The 16,901-nt window shown below is 63.1% G+C and carries 17 protein-coding genes; 12 read left to right on the forward strand and 5 right to left on the reverse strand.

From position 1 onward, the window contains the following. Positions 1 to 73: 73 nt before the first annotated feature. The 3 genes from ACRTG1_RS11610 to ACRTG1_RS11620 are packed head-to-tail and all read left to right on the forward strand — an operon-like array spanning position 74 to position 2,884. Positions 74 to 1,000: an ABC transporter permease gene (locus ACRTG1_RS11610; protein ID WP_206548159.1), complete on the forward strand. Its 927-nt coding sequence runs from the start codon at positions 74 to 76 to the stop codon at positions 998 to 1,000. Next, positions 997 to 1,857 (forward strand): ABC transporter permease, encoded by an 861-nt coding sequence (locus tag ACRTG1_RS11615; RefSeq protein ID WP_432516310.1) that lies wholly within the window; start codon positions 997 to 999, stop codon positions 1,855 to 1,857. Before ACRTG1_RS11610 ends, ACRTG1_RS11615 begins: the two co-directional genes overlap by 4 nt. A gap of 43 nt (positions 1,858 to 1,900) precedes the next feature. Next, entirely contained in the window at positions 1,901 to 2,884 is a 984-nt protein-coding gene (locus ACRTG1_RS11620; RefSeq protein ID WP_206543924.1) for an ABC transporter substrate-binding protein, read from the forward strand. Between the two features lie 110 nt (positions 2,885 to 2,994). Here the strand turns inward: ACRTG1_RS11620 and ACRTG1_RS11625 are convergent, their stop codons facing one another. Beyond that, positions 2,995 to 3,900, reverse strand: a complete 906-nt coding sequence (locus ACRTG1_RS11625) for a helix-turn-helix domain-containing protein (RefSeq protein ID WP_206548160.1) — start codon at positions 3,898 to 3,900, stop codon at positions 2,995 to 2,997. Between the two features lie 111 nt (positions 3,901 to 4,011). On the opposite strand from ACRTG1_RS11625, the gene pobA reads away from it, so the two are divergent. The 5 genes from pobA (at position 4,012) to ACRTG1_RS11650 (ending at position 8,166) form a co-directional block, all read left to right on the forward strand. Then, positions 4,012 to 5,184, forward strand: coding sequence for a 4-hydroxybenzoate 3-monooxygenase (gene pobA / locus ACRTG1_RS11630; RefSeq protein ID WP_432516311.1), 1,173 nt, complete (start codon positions 4,012 to 4,014; stop codon positions 5,182 to 5,184). Between the two features lie 60 nt (positions 5,185 to 5,244). After that, on the forward strand, positions 5,245 to 5,643 hold the full coding sequence (gene pcaC, locus ACRTG1_RS11635) for a 4-carboxymuconolactone decarboxylase (RefSeq protein WP_113155690.1): 399 nt from the start codon (positions 5,245 to 5,247) through the stop codon (positions 5,641 to 5,643). Then, positions 5,640 to 6,380: a protocatechuate 3,4-dioxygenase subunit beta gene (gene pcaH / locus ACRTG1_RS11640; protein ID WP_432516312.1), complete on the forward strand. Its 741-nt coding sequence runs from the start codon at positions 5,640 to 5,642 to the stop codon at positions 6,378 to 6,380. The genes pcaC and pcaH overlap by 4 nt, the downstream gene beginning before the upstream one ends. Next, a complete protein-coding gene (pcaG, locus tag ACRTG1_RS11645; RefSeq protein WP_432516313.1) occupies positions 6,380 to 6,994 on the forward strand; it encodes a protocatechuate 3,4-dioxygenase subunit alpha in 615 nt (204 codons plus the stop codon). Before pcaH ends, pcaG begins: the two co-directional genes overlap by 1 nt. A gap of 107 nt (positions 6,995 to 7,101) precedes the next feature. Continuing rightward, the gene (locus ACRTG1_RS11650; RefSeq protein ID WP_432516314.1) at positions 7,102 to 8,166 is read left to right on the forward strand and encodes a 3-carboxy-cis,cis-muconate cycloisomerase; all 1,065 of its coding nucleotides are present in this window, start codon (positions 7,102 to 7,104) and stop codon (positions 8,164 to 8,166) included. A gap of 183 nt (positions 8,167 to 8,349) precedes the next feature. On the opposite strand, the gene ACRTG1_RS11655 is transcribed toward ACRTG1_RS11650, so the two are convergent. The 3 genes from ACRTG1_RS11655 to ACRTG1_RS11665 all read right to left on the reverse strand — a co-directional run bounded on the left by ACRTG1_RS11655 (position 8,350) and on the right by ACRTG1_RS11665 (position 12,432). Then, positions 8,350 to 8,952 carry a hypothetical protein gene (locus ACRTG1_RS11655; protein ID WP_432516315.1) on the reverse strand — a complete coding sequence of 201 codons (603 nt, stop codon included), beginning with the start codon at positions 8,950 to 8,952 and terminating at the stop codon, positions 8,350 to 8,352. Positions 8,953 to 9,144: 192 nt separating this feature from the next. Beyond that, entirely contained in the window at positions 9,145 to 11,175 is a 2,031-nt protein-coding gene (paaZ, locus tag ACRTG1_RS11660; protein WP_432516316.1) for a phenylacetic acid degradation bifunctional protein PaaZ, read from the reverse strand. An 18-nt stretch (positions 11,176 to 11,193) separates the two neighbouring features. Then, positions 11,194 to 12,432, reverse strand: coding sequence for a cytochrome P450 (locus tag ACRTG1_RS11665; protein ID WP_432516317.1), 1,239 nt, complete (start codon positions 12,430 to 12,432; stop codon positions 11,194 to 11,196). A 115-nt stretch (positions 12,433 to 12,547) separates the two neighbouring features. On the opposite strand from ACRTG1_RS11665, the gene paaI reads away from it, so the two are divergent. From paaI to ACRTG1_RS11685, 4 genes are all read left to right on the forward strand, one after another. Continuing rightward, positions 12,548 to 12,985 (forward strand): hydroxyphenylacetyl-CoA thioesterase PaaI, encoded by a 438-nt coding sequence (paaI, locus tag ACRTG1_RS11670; protein WP_113155696.1) that lies wholly within the window; start codon positions 12,548 to 12,550, stop codon positions 12,983 to 12,985. Between the two features lie 27 nt (positions 12,986 to 13,012). Then, a complete protein-coding gene (gene paaK, locus ACRTG1_RS11675) occupies positions 13,013 to 14,323 on the forward strand; it encodes a phenylacetate--CoA ligase PaaK (protein WP_432516318.1) in 1,311 nt (436 codons plus the stop codon). A 106-nt stretch (positions 14,324 to 14,429) separates the two neighbouring features. Continuing rightward, on the forward strand, positions 14,430 to 15,026 hold the full coding sequence (locus ACRTG1_RS11680) for a TetR/AcrR family transcriptional regulator (protein ID WP_432516319.1): 597 nt from the start codon (positions 14,430 to 14,432) through the stop codon (positions 15,024 to 15,026). Between the two features lie 40 nt (positions 15,027 to 15,066). Then, complete coding sequence (locus ACRTG1_RS11685) at positions 15,067 to 15,942, forward strand: PaaX family transcriptional regulator (protein WP_283799610.1); 876 nt, start codon at positions 15,067 to 15,069, stop codon at positions 15,940 to 15,942. A gap of 2 nt (positions 15,943 to 15,944) precedes the next feature. Here ACRTG1_RS11685 and ACRTG1_RS11690 read toward each other — a convergent pair whose 3' ends face one another. Beyond that, positions 15,945 to 16,889: a DMT family transporter gene (locus ACRTG1_RS11690; RefSeq protein WP_236042182.1), complete on the reverse strand. Its 945-nt coding sequence runs from the start codon at positions 16,887 to 16,889 to the stop codon at positions 15,945 to 15,947. Positions 16,890 to 16,901: the final 12 nt, after the last annotated feature.

Here is a 16,901-nt window from a genome sequence, read left to right on the forward strand (position 1 = left end):
TACGCCCCCTTCTCCCCGCCTGCGGGGAGAAGGTGAGGATGAGGGGCGAGCGCCCCGCCCCAAAGGTGACGCCATGACGGCGGCGGCGGGAACGGCGCCGGCGGGCGCGACAACGCCCTTCTTTCGCCGTGCGGTGGAGGGCAAGACGCTGCCGATCCTGATCGTGCTCGGCGTCATCGTTCTGATCTGGTACGCCTTCACCGTCTATCTGAACGCGCCATGGCAGATCGACGCCTATGAGCGCGCGGGGACGGAATGGACAGCCGCCGATCTCGTGCGCGATACGATGGCGCAGGAGCGGCCCGTTTTGCCCTCGCCGCATCAGGTGGTGGCGGAAATCTGGAAAACCACGGTCGGCACGCGGCTCACATCCAAGCGCAACCTGTTCTATCACGCCTGGATCACCCTCTCCTCCACCCTGCTCGGCTTCGTGATCGGCACCGCGCTCGGCGTGCTGCTGGCCGTGGGCATCGTGCACAACAGGGCGATGGACAAATCGGTCATGCCCTGGGTGATCGCCAGCCAGACGATCCCGATCCTGGCGGTCGCGCCAATGATCATCGTGGTGCTGAACGCCATCGGCCTCTCGGGCCTTCTGCCCAAGGCGCTGATTTCCACCTATCTGTCCTTCTTTCCCGTGGTGGTGGGCATGGTGAAGGGCTTCCGCAGCCCCGAAGCCTTCCAGCTCGACCTGATGCGGACCTACAATGCCAGCGGCGCACAGACCTTCTGGAAACTGCGCTGGCCAGCCGCCCTTCCCTATCTCTTCACCTCCATGAAGGTGGCGGTGGCGATCAGCCTTGTGGGGGCGATTGTCGGCGAACTGCCGACGGGTGCTGTTTCGGGCCTCGGCGCGCGGCTTCTGGCCGGCTCCTATTACGGGCAGACGGTGCAGATCTGGTCTGCCCTCTTCATGGCGGCCGCACTCGCCGCCATTCTGGTGGGCGTGGTGGGCATCGGCCAGCGCATGGTGATGGCGCGGATGGGAGAAAAGCCATGAACTGGGCGCTGACGGGAGCCTTTCTTTTCTGGGCAGGGGCCTGGGCGCTCAATGAGTGGCTTGCGCGGCTCAACCCGCGCTCGGCATCGGCCAAACGCGCGCTCGGCATTCTGATCCCGGCCATTTTCGGCATCACGCTTCTGGTGGTCTGGGAAGGGCTGGTGCGCGGCTTCAACATCTCGCCCGTGCTTCTCACACCGCCAAGCGCCATCTGGGCGCGGCTGGTCTCCTCCGTTCCCACCCTGTGGGCGGACTTTCAGCAGACCTTCCTGAAAGCGGTGCTGATCGGCTACGCCATTGGCTGCGGCGCGGGCTTCCTGACGGCCATCGCCATCGACCGCTCGCCCTTCCTGCAGCGCGGCCTGATGCCGCTGGGCAATTTCGTCTCCGCGCTGCCGATCATCGGCGTTGCGCCGATCATGGTCATGTGGTTCGGCTTCGACTGGCCCTCCAAGGCCGCCGTCGTGATCATCATGACCTTCTTTCCCATGCTGGTGAACACGGTGCAGGGGCTGACCGCCTCTACCGCCATCGACCGCGACCTGATGCGCACCTATGCATCATCCTACTGGCAGACGCTCTTCAAGCTGCGCCTGCCAGCGGCCGCCCCCTTCATCTTCAACGCGCTGAAAATCAATTCCACGCTGGCGCTGATAGGGGCCATCGTCGCCGAATTCTTCGGCACCCCCATTGTGGGCATGGGGTTCCGCATCTCCACCGAGGTGGGGCGCATGAACATCGACATGGTGTGGGCCGAGATTGCCGTTGCCGCACTCGCCGGTTCGCTCTTCTATGGTGCGGTCGCGCTTCTGGAGCGCGTTGTCACCTTCTGGCATCCATCCATCAGGAGTGGATAATCACGGCCGTGAGGAGAACGGCCCAATCAAAGAGGGAAGCGAAATGAAACACGCAGTCACAGGCATATTTTCCGGCGCGCTGATGCTCGCCGCTTCGCAAGCTCTTGCAGCCGACGACGTGACCCTGCAGCTCAAATGGGTAACGCAGGCGCAGTTCGCAGGCTACTACGTCGCCAAGGATCAGGGTTTCTACGAGGAAGAAGACCTCAACGTCGAGATCAAGCCCGGCGGTCCGGACATTGCGCCCGTTCAGGTGCTGGCCGGCGGTGGCGCGGACGTGATGGTGGACTGGCTCCCGTCAGCACTGGCCGCACGCGAAAAAGGCGTGCCGGTGGTCAACATCGCCCAGCCTTTCGCGCGCTCTGGCCTCACCATGGTCTGCCGCAAGGAGACCGGCATCGAAAAGCCGGAAGACTTCAAGGGCAAGACGCTCGGCACCTGGTTCTTCGGCAATGAATATCCGCTCTATAGCTGGCTGTCGAAGCTCGACCTGCCGCGCGACGGTTCCGAAAACGGCGTGACCATCCAGAAAATCGGCTTCAATGTCGACCCGCTTTTGCAGAAGCAGGCCGACTGCATCACCGCCATGACCTACAATGAATACTGGCAGGTGATCGACGCCGGGCTCAGCGAAGACGACATCGTTGTGTTCAACTACACGGACGAGGGCGTGGCCACGCTCGAAGACGGGCTCTATGTGCTGGAAGACAAGCTTCAGGACCCTGAATTCGTGGACAAGATGGCGCGCTTCGTGAAAGCGTCCATGAAGGGCTGGATGTGGGCCAAGGACAACCCGGATGAGGCGGCGCTCATCGTGCTCGACAATGATGCGACCGGTGCGCAGACCGAAAAGCACCAGAAGCGCATGACGCGCGAGATTGCCAAGCTTCTGGGCGACAGCCCGACGCTGGATGAAGCTGCTTACCAGCAGACCGTCGACACGCTGCTGCAGGGCGGTTCCGATCCGGTGATCACCAAGGAGCCGGAAGGCGCATTCACGCACGACATTTCCAACAAGGCGATGTGATGGCTGGCCGGGCTCGACGCCCGGCTGACAACACAACCCATGCTTTTCCAGGGAAGAGGCGAAAAGGAAGGGGCCAAACGGCCCCTTTTCTTTGTTCTGACCGGAGCCTTTCAGGCGGCCATGCGCCGACGTTCCGCCTCGCGATACGCGCCGGGCGTAGCGCCTGTCTGCCGCCGGAAGAAGCGATTGAAATAGGCCGGGTCCTGAAAACCCAGCGAATAGGCGATGGCCTGCACCGGGGTTGGCGTGAACACCAGATCACGCCGCGCCACATCGAGCAGGCGGCGGGCGATGAGCTGCGAAACGCTGACGCCGGCCTCCTGTCTTGCGATGCGGTTCAACTGCGCAACGGATACGCCCACGCGTCCGGCGTAGAAACCAACCGGGCGATGCTCGCGAAAATGCGCGGCGATCAGCGTATCGAGCGCCTCCATGCGTGCATTGTCCCGCGTCGACATGGCTTTCTTCGGCAAGCCGGCCCGTGCGCCAAGACGCGCCAGCCAGACCAGAACCTCCGTCAAAAGCGCATCGAGAATGAGATCGCGGCCAATGTCCCTCCGCCCGTTTTCGGCGTGAATGCGCCGCAGGAGACGCCCCACCTGCGCACCGCCCTCCCCGGTGGAAGCATCAGGCTCGCCCAGCGGAACGATGCGGGTGGAAGCGAAGAAATCGGCAAGGGTCCGGTCGGCGGCGATGGGCAGGGAAAGCCGGTCTGCCAGAACCGTGGTCACCAGCCCTTCGGACTGGCCGAGAAAGCGGAAGCCATGTGCAGCGCCGGGCGGAATGAAAAGCGCGCAAGGGGCGGTAAAATGACAATCGGCCTGTCCTTCGGCCATCATGATGCCCTCGCCCTCCGTCACCCAGAATATCTGGAAAAGCGCGGAATGGCGGTGCACCGAAATTTCCCAATTGTGCAGTGAACTGCGAACGGAGAGCGTTTCGCAATGCAGCCAGAAATCAGGAGATTCGCCTGTTTTTTCTTGGTAAAGTCTGTAATTCGGTATCGATCTCTGCACCGGCCCCCTCCCTCACGATGCGCGAATAGTGCAATCGTTTGCCGGAAATGTCCATTGCCGCGCCCGGCGGAAACAACCACTCTTCGCGATGCAATTGGGAGGATTGCCATCGTGCGGACTCAGGTCGCCATCATCGGCTCCGGCCCGGCCGGGTTATTATTGGGGCAGCTCTTATCGCGCGCCGGGATCGACAATGTGATTCTGGAGCGCGCATCCAGAGCGCATGTGCTTTCGCGCATCCGCGCAGGCGTTCTGGAGGAAGGCACCGCCGCCATGCTGGACGAAGCCGGCGTCGGCGCACGCATGCGGGCCGAAGGCCTGCCGCATGACGGTTTCGATCTGGCCTTCGACAATCGCCGCCACCGGGTCGACCTTCACACGCTGACCGGCGGCAAACGGGTTCTCGTCTACGGGCAGACCGAAGTCACTCATGATCTGATGGACGGGCGCGACGTCATCGGCGCGCAGACGGTCTACGAAGCGCGAGACGTGCAGCCGCACGGTTTCGATACCGACACCCCTTCCGTGACTTATGAGAAAGACGGCCAGACGCACCGCATCGCCTGTGATTTCATCGCCGGCTGCGACGGGTTTCACGGCATTGCGCGGCAGTCGATCCCGCATGAGGCGCTGGAGACGTTTGAGCGCATCTATCCGTTTGGCTGGCTTGGCATCATCGCCGACGTGCCGCCGGTGGGCGACGAACTGATCTACGCCAATCATCCGCGCGGCTTTGCCTTATGCTCCATGCGCTCCACCACGCGCAGCCGCTACTATGTGCAGGTGGCCGCCGATGAGCGCGTCGAGGAATGGACGGATGCGCGCTTCTGGGACGAGATCCGCCGCCGCCTGCCGGACGCCACAGCCGAGGCCATAACCACCGGCGCCTCCATCGAGAAATCCATCGCGCCGTTACGCTCCTTTGTCGCCGAGCCCATGCGCTTTGGCCGATTATTCCTCGCCGGCGACGCGGCGCATATCGTGCCGCCAACCGGCGCAAAGGGCCTGAATCTCGCTGCGAGCGACGTGCGCTATCTCTTTGATGCGCTTCGAGAATACTACATCGAAAAATCCACGGCCGGCCTCGACGCCTATTCGCAGAAGGCGCTGGCCCGCGTGTGGAAAGCGGAGCGGTTTTCCTGGTGGATGACCAGCACGCTTCACCGCTTCCCCGATCAGGGCACATTCGGCCAGCGCATCCAGCATGCGGAGCTCGACTATCTGTTCCAGTCGCGCGCAGCACTTACCATGCTCGCCGAAAACTATGTCGGCCTGCCCTTCTGATCCCCTGCCATTAGAATACCCGACCCTGTGGTCGGGCCCCAGACTACCAAGGAGAATAGCATGTCCAGCAAGGAAGAAAGCGCCCGACACAAGGAGGGCATGAAGACGCGTCGCGCGGTGCTGGGCGATGCCTGGGTGGACAATGCGCAAGCCCGCAAGACCGCCTTCGACGAGCCTTTTCAGGAACTCATCACGGAAGCCGCCTGGGGACACGTCTGGTCGAGGCCCGAATGGACAAAGCGTGAGCGCTCGATGGTGACCATCGCGCTTCTGGCAGCGCTCGGACAGGACGAGGAACTGGCCATGCATGTGCGCGCCACCGCAAATACGGGTGCGAGCGCGGAGGATCTGCGCGAGGCCATGCTGCACGTGGCCATCTATGCCGGCGTGCCTGCGGCAAACCATGCAATCAAGATCGTCAAGCAGACGCTTGCGGCGATGGAGGAAGACAAGGCATGAAGAACCAGAGACCGGAAACCGGCGGCTTCTTCCAGCGCGACCGGGCCTGGCAACCGCCAGCGCTGACACCGCTTTACAAGACATCCGTCGTGCGCTCGCCGCAGAAAGCGCCGATCGCCTTTCCGCACACGCCGTCTGAGATCACCGGACCGACATTCGGGCACGGCATTCTGGGCGCGCTCGACAACGACCTGACGCTGAACCATGCGCGCTCCGGCGAAAGCGCGATTGGACCGCGCATCATCGTCTATGGCCGGGTTGTGGACGAGAATGCGCGCCCCGTCCCCAATGTTCTGGTCGAGTTCTGGCAGGCCAATGCAGGCGGCCGCTACCGGCACAAGAAGGACGGCTACCTCGCCCCGCTGGACCCCAATTTCGGCGGCTGCGGGCGGACCATCACCGACGAAGACGGCAGTTATTCCTTCCGCACGATCATGCCAGGAGCCTATCCCTGGCCGAACGGCATCAATGACTGGCGGCCGGCGCATATCCACTTCTCCGTGTTCGGACACGGTTTCGTTCAGCGCCTGATCACGCAGATGTATTTCGAGGGCGATCCGATGATCTGGAAATGCCCGATTGTCGGCACCATTCCCGACCGCAGGGCCATTGAGGGGCTGATCGCGGCGCTCGACATGGAGGCGACCGTGCCGATGGATGCGCGCGCCTACAAGTTCGACATCGTTCTGCGTGGCCGCCGCTCGACCCTTTTTGAAAACCGCATGGAGGGCACTTGATGGCCCAGGATCTCAATCGCCTGAAGGAAAGCGCGTCGCAGACCGCCGGCCCTTACGTCCATATCGGCCTGACGCCGAATTTCTGCGGCATTGAAGGCATCTTCCCTGACGATCTCGGCGCATCGCTCGTCAGCGACCAGACGAAGGGCGAGCGCATCAGCGTGGTGATCCGCGTGCTTGACGGCACAGGCTCGGTTCTGAAGGACGCGCTGGTGGAAACCTGGCAGGCCGACGCCGAGGGGCTTTACAACTCCCCTTCCGAGACGCGCGGCGCGGCGGACCCTGCCTTCAGCGGCTGGGGGCGGTTTCCCTCCGACATGGAAAGCGGCGAAATCCGCTTCGAGACGATCAAGCCCGGACCGGTTCCCTTCCCCGGTGGACGCATGATGGCGCCGCACATCAATCTCTGGATCGTGGCGCGCGGCATCAATCTGGGGCTGGCGACGCGCCTGTATTTCGGTGACGAAGAGGCAGCAAACGCCGAGGACCCGGTGCTCGCGCGGATCGAACATCGAAACCGCGTGCCGACGCTGATCGCCAGCCGCGACGGCGACATCTACACGTTCGACATCCATCTCCAGGGGGAGATGGAAACGGTGTTCTTCGACATCTGAACGACACCCCGCTTTCTTTTTTGCCGCATCAACCTGCCGCCGGGCCAATCGCCCGGCGGCAGATGTGTTATTGAGCTACTCAGAACGCCAACCGGGACATTTGCCGCATGACCATCTCCGTGTTCGATCATCCCATCCTTTCAGGCCTGCTTGGCGACGAGGAGCTCGCGCATCTCTTTTCCGCGCGGGCGGAACTCGACGCGATGCTGAAATTCGAGGCCGCGCTTGCCGAAGCCGAAGCCGATGAGGGCGTCATTCCGCGCCCGGCGGCGGAGGCGATCACCGCGACGCTTGCGCGCTTCAGCCCGGATGTGGCCGGTCTGAAGGCCGGCGTGGCGCAGGACGGGGTGGTTGTGCCGGCGCTGGTCAGGGAATTACGCGCAGCCCTTCCCGAAGACGTCAGGGCGCATCTCCATTTTGGCGCGACCAGCCAGGACGTGATCGATACGGGATTTGCGCTGCGGGCGCGCGATGCGATGGCGATTCTTGCGCGGCGGCTTGCCGGGCTGATCGACGCGCTGGCGGCTTTGGAGACGCGGGACGGACAGACCAAAGTGATGGCGCATACGCGCATGCAGGCCGCCATTTCCGTTTCCGCCAGCCGGAAAATCCGGTCATGGCGTGAACCGCTCATCCGCGATGTGCGACGGCTGGAGACGGTTCAGGGCGACATCGCGGTGCTGCATTTCGGTGGCGCAGCCGGCACGCTCGACAAGCTCGGCCACAAGGGCGAGGCCGTTGCCGGGCGGCTGGCGGCACGGCTTGGCCTTGCGCAGCCCGACCATGCCCGCCACAGCGAGCGCGACGGGATCGCCGCTTTTGCCTCCCTTCTCTCGCTGATCAGCGGAAGCCTCGGCAAGATGGGGCAGGACATTGTGCTTGCCGCGCAGAGCGAAATTGGCGAGATCGAACTGGCGGCGGGCGGCGGATCTTCCGCCATGCCGCACAAGAAGAACCCGGTCGCCGCCGAAGCGCTGGTGACGCTCGCGCGCTTCAACGCCACGCTGGTGGGTGGCGTGCATCAGGCGCTGGTGCACGAAAACGAACGCTCCGGCGCGGCGTGGACGCTGGAATGGATGCTTCTGCCGCAGATGGTTGTCGCAACGGGTGCAGCGCTGCTCAAGGCAGCGGAACTGGTGGACGGGCTGGCGTTCAAGGCCAGGAGCGCCTAGCGGGGCGCTATGTATCCGGCGTCCGTCGGCGCTCGCCCCTCACCCTTACCCTCTCCCCGCCAGCGGGGCAATTGGAATTGCTGAGGAATAAGTAAAGGTGTGCAACAACCTCTCCAGGGGTAATTTCGCGGCGTCTTATTTCTTATGGTGCATGGAAGCTATCGGATCGGGTATACTTCGGCTCTAGTCCGCTTCTCCGAGATCGTCTAAGATCTTCCGGCCCTTGGCGGCTAGGGTCTGTGCGCTGAACTCAAAACAATGTAAATTAGTCGTGGAATTAAAGCTGTGCCGCTCCCACCCCTTCTCTCCTAAAAGGCCCAGATTATCCAATTGCGCTCCAGCCTGCGCTATGCGAGATGAAAACTGACGCTTCAGCTTCGCCATTGCCTCCTCTCTGTGTCGGCTTTCTTCATCCCTAGAGAGAAGCCAGTCTTGATGGTCATTGCCAGTTCGAAACTCGTAGCTCCGACCGGCCCCAGACAATTCGCTGAAGATATCTTCGGACAGTCGAATCCATGCCCGCGCCATACGGAGTTTTTGCTCCTTTCGTGGCGGCATGGAAAGCCAGCGACGAACCAGAGGGCGAATATCCATCCAAAAAATATAAAGAATCAGAAGCGCGGTGAATGCGGCTAGAACGGTGAAGCGGTCAGTCGTTTCGACCACCCTTGCAATCCAAGGGTAGGCTTCGCTTAAACCGAAAATATCTGCAGGCATGTATATGATGCCGACAAATGCCCCAGCGGATAATACCGCGTCCCAAATCCGTCTTAACTTGCTGATCATTCGCTAGATGATGCCCGCAAAATCCCCAGTTGTGGAGTCTCCATATCAGCAACCCCACAAGTTAGACTTGGTGCCGTTGCTACGTAAGGGCGCGCAGGCGGGGAGAAGGTCCCGGCAGGGGGATGAGGGGCGCTGCGCCAGTTCTCCAGAATGCCGGAGGACATGGCAAAGGACGCCCCAAACCGCACCATGCTACATGGCGTTCATCGTCAGGAGTTCGTAGGCGGCAACCTGCTCACCTTCCTGATTGTAGACGCCGACATCCCAGCGCACTTCGCCATATTCGTCCTTGCGGCGCGTCTTCTGCTTGACCGTAAGGCGCACTTTCAGCGTGTCGCCGGGGGAAACCGGCTTCATGAAGCGCAGATTGTCGAGGCCGTAATTGGCGAGCACCGGGCCGGGTGCAGCCTCAACGAACATGCCTGCCGCGAAGGACAGAATGAGATAGCCATGGGCGACGCGGCCGGGGAAGAACGGATTGGCGGCGGCCGCCTCCTCGTCCATATGCGCGTAGAACGTATCACCGGTGAACTCGGCGAAATGCTCGATGTCCGCCAGCGTCACCTCGCGCGGACCGGCCCAGAGTGTGCGGCCGGGCTCCAGTTCGCCAAAGGTCAGGCGGAAGGGATGCGGCTCTTTCTCTTCGGTCGAAGCGCCAGCCACATAACGGTTGGTGATGCCAGCGATCAGATCGGGGCTCGCCTGGATCGCGGTGCGCTGCATGTAGTGCATCACGCCGCGGACACCGCCCAGCTCCTCGCCGCCGCCGGCGCGGCCCGGACCGCCATGCACCATGTGCGGCAGCGGCGAACCGTGCCCGGTTGCCTCCTTGCCGGTGTCGCGGTTGGCGAAATAGAGCCGGCCATGGAAAGCGCCCGCTTCCAGAACCGCCTGCCGGGCCACCGCCGGATCATGCGTGAAGACCGAGGCGACAAGCGAGCCCTCGCCGCGATTGGCGAGTTTCAGCGCATGGCCGAGATCCCGGTACGGCATGATGGTGGACACGGGGCCGAACGCCTCGACCGAATGCAGCTTCTGAGCGCCATCGGGATCGTCGCAGGAGAACAGCATGGGCGGCACGAATGCGCCCGCTCCGGCATCGGCATCGGTGACCGAGAACGCATCCGGATCCCCGAAGACACAGCGGGCCTCGGTGGCGAGAATGCCGGCCTTCTCAAGAACGTCGTCGCGCTGGGCGAGGCTTGCGAGCGCGCCCATCCGCACGCCTTCGCTGCGCGGATTGCCGACCACGGTCTTCTCAAGCCGGGCGATGAGCGCGTCGGTGACCGCATCGCGGTGTGCGTCGGGCACGAAAATACGGCGCACAGCGGTGCATTTCTGGCCGGCCTTGGCCGTCATCTCGCGGTGCACTTCCTTGATGAAAGCGTCGAATTCAGGCGTTCCGGGGGCTGCATCCGGCCCAAGCACCGAGGCGTTGAGCGAATCCTGTTCGGCCACGAAGCGCACGGAATTGCCGATGATCTTCGGGTTGGCGCGCAGCATGGATGCGGTGGAGGCGGAGCCCGTGAAGGACACCACGTCCTGACCGGTCAGGCGGTCAAGCAGGTCTCCGGTGGAACCCGCAATGAACTGAACCGCGCCTTCCGGGAACAGGCCGGATTCCACGATCATGCGGAAGCAGGCTTCAGCGAGCCACGCGGTGGCGGAGGCCGGTTTGACGATGGCCGGAACGCCGGCGATCAGCGTCGGTGCAAGCTTTTCCAACATGCCCCAAACAGGGAAGTTGAAGGCGTTGATGTGGACGGCCACGCCCTGAAGCGGGGTCGCCACGTGCTGGCCAACGAAGTTTCCGGAGCGGGAAAGCTGCTCGAGCGCGCCATCCACATAGACCCTGTCATCGGGCAGCTCACGCCGGGCCTTGGACGAATAGACGAACAGCGTGCCGATGCCGCCATCAATGTCGATCATCGAGTCAGGCTTGGTCGCACCGGTCTCGTAGGAAAGCTCGTAGAGCGCTTCGCGGCGGTCGTTCAGATACTGCGCCAGCGCCTTGATGGCGAAGGCGCGGTCGTGGAACGTCATCGCGCGCAGCGCCGGCCCGCCCACCTGGCGGGCATGATTGGCCATGCCGGCGAAATCCAGCTTCTGCGAACCGAGTTCGGCAACCACATCGCCGGTGACCGCACTCCGCAGGGGTTTGAGATCGCCCGAGGGCGCAACCCACGCCCCTGCCGCATAGCTTTCAAGCCGCATCACGCTCATGGAAAACTCCTTTATTGATCAGCGCACCCGCGCCGGCAGCCGGGAGAAGCCGCGAAAGCGCACACGTCCGGTGCGTTCCGGCTCGCCCGTCATCCGGTAGTCGGGGAAACGTTTGAGAAAATGCGAAATGCCGATGCGCCCTTCCATGCGCGCAAGCGAGAAGCCCGCGCACAGATGAGGCCCACCGGCAAAGGCCAGATGCTTGTTGGACCTGCGCCCCACATCAAGCCGGTCCGGATCGGCAAACTGGCGCGGATCGCGGTTGGCAGCACCAATGCACAGATGGATCGGCGTGCCCGGCTCCACGGTTTCGCCATGGAACTCCACCGGCTCCACCGCCATGCGGTTGCCGAGCTGGTTGGGGCTCTGGAAACGCAAGAACTCATCGACCGCCGTTGCGATCAGGTCCGGGTCGGCTTCAAGCCGCGCCTTCTCTTCAGGCCAGTGCAACAGCTCATAAAGGGCGTTGCCGATGAGGTTCGTGGTGGTCTCGTGACCGGCATTGAGGATGAAGATGCAATTCTGCAGAAGCTCCACCTCGGAGAGTTCTTCGCCCTCATTGCCATTGATGAGACGGGTCAGGACGTCGGTCGCCGGATCACCGGGATTGCGCCGGCGATCATCGGCAATCTCCTTCAGGAACGCCTTGAAATCGGTGACGGAGGTGTTGCCCCATTTGAGCTGCTCGTCGGTGAGAACCGGTTCGAGCGCACCTAGAATGGCAAGCGACCAGTCGCGCAGCGGCTCGCGCGCCTCGTGGGGAATATCGAACAGATTGCCGATCACCTCAATGGGGATCGCGGCGGCGAAATCCTCGATGAGATCGACCTCGCCCTTCTCTTCCATACGGTCGAGCAGGCCATCGACCAGCGCGATCAGACCCGGCTCAAGCGCTGCCAGCGCACGCGGCGTGAGCGCGCCCATCATGATCTTGCGCACCCGTGTGTGGAGCGGCGGATCGTTGAAGACGAGGCTCGTCGTGTGATGCTCGTAAAGCGGCGTGTCGCCGAACTTCGGCAGGAACTCGGCCTTCTTGTCGGAGGAAAAGGTTTTCGTGTCGCGATAGACGCGGTCGAGATCCTCATAGCGCGACAGCATGACCGAGCCGTCGGCGAAACGCTTCAGGGGCGCGTGCTCCAGAAGTGCGTGATAGACCGGAAACGGATCGTCCACGAAGCCCGCGGGCAGCGCCGTCAATTCAAAGTCCTCCGCCAGTTTCTCGCCATTGGTTGCAGCGTTGTCTGCCGTTTTTGTCATGCTCTCCTCCCGGAAGCGGCCCCACCGCCTCCTCTCAACAGTATTATTGACCGACCGGTCGGTTTATGCAAGTCTGCTTTCACCGACGCCGTTGGGAGGAGCCTAGATGTCACAAATGCAACTGTCTCCACAGGAGATCGCAGAGCGCAGCGCAGCAGCCATGTGGGCGCGCGACGACGCCTCGCAATGGCTGGGATGCAGCCTTGATGCGGTGGCGCCGGGCAGCGCCACCCTGTCGATGACGGTGGAAACGCACCACACGAACGGGCACGACATCTGCCACGGCGGCTACATCTTCACACTGGCGGATTCCGCCTTCGCCTTTGCGTGCAACTCCTACAACCAGATCGTTGTCGCGCAGCACAATTCCATCACCTTCGTTGCGCCCGGCGCGCTCGGCGACCGGCTTACGGCGGTGGCGCGCGAGGTGGCGCGGTTCGGGCGCTCGGGCATCTATGATGTTCGCGTGGAGAACCAGAACGGCAAAGTCATCGCGGAGTTTCGCGGCAATTCCCGCGTCATTGGCGGCAAGCATTTCGAGGAAGACGCCTGACGGCATCCTCATCTTCGGGAGATAATGATGAAAGACCTGACCCCCAAAAAGGAAGACCTGGACCCGATCGAAATCGCCTCGCGCGATGAAATCCAGGCCCTGCAGCTTGTGCGCCTCAAATGGTCGCTCAGGCACGCCTATGAAAACGTACCGCATTACAAGAAGAGGTTCGACGCCGCCGGTGTTCATCCCGACGATCTGAAGCAGCTTTCCGACCTGTCGAAATTCCCCTTCACGGTGAAGACGGACCTGCGCGACAATTATCCGTTCGGCATGTTCGCCGTGCCGCGCGAGAAGGTGGCGCGCATTCACGCCTCATCCGGCACGACCGGCAAGCCGACCGTTGTGGGCTACACCGCAAAGGACATCGACACCTGGGCCGAGGTGATGGCGCGCTCGATCCGCGCATCCGGCACGCGGGCGGGCGACATCGTTCACGTGGCCTATGGCTATGGGCTCTTCACGGGCGGTCTGGGTGCGCATTACGGCGCGGAGCGGCTGGGCGCGACGGTGGTGCCGGCATCGGGCGGCATGACCACGCGCCAAGTGACGCTGATCGAGGATTTTCGGGCCGACACGATCATGGTCACGCCCTCCTACATGCTGTCGATCCTCGATGAATACCGCGCGCGCGGCCTCGACCCGCGCAAGAGCCCGCTCAAGGTGGGCATTTTCGGTGCGGAGCCATGGACCAACGCCATGCGCGCCGAGATCGAAGACGCATTCGACATGCATGCGGTCGACATTTACGGCCTGTCGGAAGTGATGGGACCGGGTGTTGCCAATGAGTGCGTGGAGACCAAGGACGGGCTACATATCTGGGAAGACCATTTCTATCCCGAGATCATCGACCCGGAGACCGGCGACGTGCTGCCGGACGGCGAAAAGGGCGAGCTGGTTTTCACCTCGCTCACCAAGGAAGCCTTCCCCATCGTGCGCTACCGCACGCGCGACCTGACGCGGCTTCTGCCGGGCACGGCGCGCTCCATGCGCCGCATGGAGAAGATCACCGGCCGCTCGGACGACATGATGATCCTGCGCGGGGTCAATGTGTTTCCCACCCAGATCGAGGAGCAGATCCTCACCGTCAACGGGCTCGCGCCGCATTTCCAGATCGAGCTGACGCAGGAAGGCCGCATGGATGCGATGACCATTCATGTGGAGATGGAAGCGCTGGAAGCGGGCGAAGAAGTGCGGCTTGCGGCCTGCCGCCAGCTCGGCGAACGCATCAAGGATGTGGTCGGCGTGACGGTGCGCGTCAACGCGACCGACCCCGGCGGCGTGGCCCGCAGCCAGGGCAAGGCCGTGCGCATCATCGACAAGCGCGACAAACAGTGAGAGTACCGACGCTCATTTCAACAGTGACTCGCCCCTTCCCGCCCGTGAACGACGCGAGGGGCGACACAGACGCACAAACGCACAAACGCCCCCGGGATATGCATTGATGGCCCGCACCCGAGCCAAGGATTATGACGACAAGCGCGACGCCATGCTGCATGGCGCAGCGCGCATCTTCGCGCGTGACGGCTATGACCGCGCCTCGATGAACCAGCTTGCAACGGAACTCGGCGTTTCGAAGGCGCTGCTCTATCACTACTACACCTCCAAGGAAGCGCTGCTTTTCGACATCATCGAAACGCATTTGCAGGAACTGGTGGAAGCCGTAGAAGAGGCTGACCAGCCCCATGAAGCTCCGCAGGAGCGGCTGGCAGGGCTGGTGACGGCGCTGCTCGACGCCTATCGCGATGCGGACAATGAGCACCGTGTGCAGCTTTCCGGCCTTCAGCTTCTGCCCGACGCACAGCAGGAAGAGCTGAAAGCACTGGAGCGCCGGCTGGTCGCGCTGTTTGCCGAAGCGGTGCGGCAGGTGAACCCGGAAGTCTTCGACAACCGGCCGCTTCTGAAACCGGTGACGATGAGCCTGTTCGGCATGCTCAACTGGTTTTACATGTGGTTCCGCGAGGATCGCGGCATCTCCCGGCAGGACTATGCGAAGCTTGCCACGCATCTTCTGGTGAGTGGCGTGAAGGGGCTCGACTGACAATCTTGCCCGCCTCCCCGTCCCGTGGCATGTGGATGGCATGGATGCGCCGACCGAAACTGCAGAAACCGCCCTTTCCGATCTGATCGACCGCCTGCACGGGCGTGGCCGCCTCAGGGTCTGGTCACTGGTGATCACCCTGTTCGGCGACGCCATCGTGCCGCGTGGCGGCGAAGCGCCGCTGGCCGCACTTCAAACCGTGATGGCGCGGCTGGGCATCGAGGCCGGTGCGCTGCGCACCGCCATGTCGCGGCTTGCCGGCGATGGCTGGGTGGTGCGCGAACGGCGCGGCCGCAACTCCTTCTTCTCGCTGGACCGGCATGGCCAGCACGCCTTCGACCTGGCGACACGGCGCATCTATGCAGCGGGCGCGCCCGACTGGGATGGCTCGTGGACGGTGGCGATCGCGCCGCCCAACGGCAATGGCGAACATGACGAGGCGCTAAAGGAGCGCGGTTTTCTGAAGATCGCGGAAGGCGTTCACCTGCTGCCGCGAACCAGAATGCCGAACGGTGACGCCGTGCTCGCGGACATGCTGGTGATCCACGGTTCAAGCGCCGAACATCCCGAAATGCTGCGCAGCCTCTGGCCTTCAGACGAGATCGCCGCCGCCTATGCGGAACTGATTGCCGATTACACGCCGCTGGCCGATCAGCTTGCCGGCACGCATATGCCCGCGCCCATCGACGCGATGGCGGCGCGAACCCTGCTCATTCATGACTGGCGACGCATCGTGCTGCGCGACCCCGGCCTGCCGACCGCGCTCCTGCCACAGGACTGGCCGGGCGAGACGGCACGCAGGCTGGTGCGCGACATCTATCGCAGACTGAGCGCACCGAGCGAAGCGTGGCTCGATGAAACCGGCCTGCCGGCGCTGGTTGATCCAAAAGGGTTCGGACGGCGCTTCGGCGACTGAACTCAGCCTTCAGGCGACAGCGCCAGAATGACCAGGCCGAGAATGGTCACCACGGCGCCAACCATCACCGAAAGGCTCGCCCAGCCATGGCCGAGCAGGCCTTCGAACACGATGATCAGCGTCGGCGTGAGGTAGTTATAGGCGAGCACCTTGGAGGCGGGCAGCCGCAGGGCGGCGAACTGGAGCAGGAAGAACGTGCCGGCCGTGGTGAAGATCGCCAGATAGAAGATCGCCAGCCAGGTAATCGACGGCAGGGCGAACCAGTCGGTCGCGGCGATCTCGCCCACGCCGTAAAGCGCAATCAGCACGCCTGTGGCCAGCAGCGTCCAGAAGGTGAAGGCGAAGACCGGCTCGCCGCGATTGTAGAGCCGGACAAGCGAGGCATAGGCCGCATGCCCGATGACGCCGACAAAAAAGATCAGCTCCCCCTCGCCCATGTCGAAGCGGCGCATGGCTTCGAAATTGCCGTCGAAAATGACCCAGACCGAGCCGAGACCGGCCAGAACGAGGCTCGGAATGACGAGCCCGCGCGGCACCTGCCGCAGGAAGAGATAACCGAAAAAGGCGCTGAGGAGCGGCATCAGCGTGAAGACCGCGCCGGTCGAGACCGGGCTGGTCATGCCGAGCGCCACGAACATGGTGACGAAATAGAACGCCATCAGGCCGCCCAGAACCAGAAAGCGCCACGGGGCTTTCGGGAAGGGAAGCGGCTGGCGCAGCACAAAGCGCACCACCAGCCCCATGAAGACAATGCCGATCAGGAAACGGGCGGCATTGAGCGCCACCGGGCCGATATGCTGCGCGGCCATCGACCCCAGCGAGAAGGAGCCGGCGACCAGTGTTGCAAAGGCCAGCATGGCCAAATGGCCAAGCCGCTTTTGCACCCCCGTCGCGCTGGTGCGATACGCCTCGCGCCGCGCGGCCTTCGTCTCTACGGTGTCGGTCAATGCATCCCCCGA

This window comes from Nitratireductor sp. PBL-C9 (assembly GCF_050877045.1).
Classification (GTDB): Bacteria; Pseudomonadota; Alphaproteobacteria; order Rhizobiales; family Rhizobiaceae; genus Nitratireductor; species Nitratireductor aquimarinus.

Bases quoted from the DNA above. Each gene is read 5' to 3' on its own strand.
- ACRTG1_RS11610 (WP_206548159.1), top strand. From the start codon at position 74: ATGACGGCGGCGGCGGGAACGGCGCCGGCGGGCGCGACAACGCCCTTC.
- ACRTG1_RS11615 (WP_432516310.1), top strand. From the start codon at position 997: ATGAACTGGGCGCTGACGGGAGCCTTTCTTTTCTGGGCAGGGGCCTGG.
- ACRTG1_RS11620 (WP_206543924.1), top strand. From the start codon at position 1,901: ATGAAACACGCAGTCACAGGCATATTTTCCGGCGCGCTGATGCTCGCC.
- pcaC (WP_113155690.1), top strand. From the start codon at position 5,245: ATGTCCAGCAAGGAAGAAAGCGCCCGACACAAGGAGGGCATGAAGACG.
- pcaH (WP_432516312.1), top strand. From the start codon at position 5,640: ATGAAGAACCAGAGACCGGAAACCGGCGGCTTCTTCCAGCGCGACCGG.
- pcaG (WP_432516313.1), top strand. From the start codon at position 6,380: ATGGCCCAGGATCTCAATCGCCTGAAGGAAAGCGCGTCGCAGACCGCC.
- ACRTG1_RS11650 (WP_432516314.1), top strand. From the start codon at position 7,102: ATGACCATCTCCGTGTTCGATCATCCCATCCTTTCAGGCCTGCTTGGC.
- ACRTG1_RS11655 (WP_432516315.1), bottom strand. From the start codon at position 8,952: ATGATCAGCAAGTTAAGACGGATTTGGGACGCGGTATTATCCGCTGGG.
- paaZ (WP_432516316.1), bottom strand. From the start codon at position 11,175: ATGAGCGTGATGCGGCTTGAAAGCTATGCGGCAGGGGCGTGGGTTGCG.
- ACRTG1_RS11665 (WP_432516317.1), bottom strand. From the start codon at position 12,432: ATGACAAAAACGGCAGACAACGCTGCAACCAATGGCGAGAAACTGGCG.
- paaI (WP_113155696.1), top strand. From the start codon at position 12,548: ATGCAACTGTCTCCACAGGAGATCGCAGAGCGCAGCGCAGCAGCCATG.
- paaK (WP_432516318.1), top strand. From the start codon at position 13,013: ATGAAAGACCTGACCCCCAAAAAGGAAGACCTGGACCCGATCGAAATC.
- ACRTG1_RS11680 (WP_432516319.1), top strand. From the start codon at position 14,430: ATGGCCCGCACCCGAGCCAAGGATTATGACGACAAGCGCGACGCCATG.
- ACRTG1_RS11685 (WP_283799610.1), top strand. From the start codon at position 15,067: ATGGATGCGCCGACCGAAACTGCAGAAACCGCCCTTTCCGATCTGATC.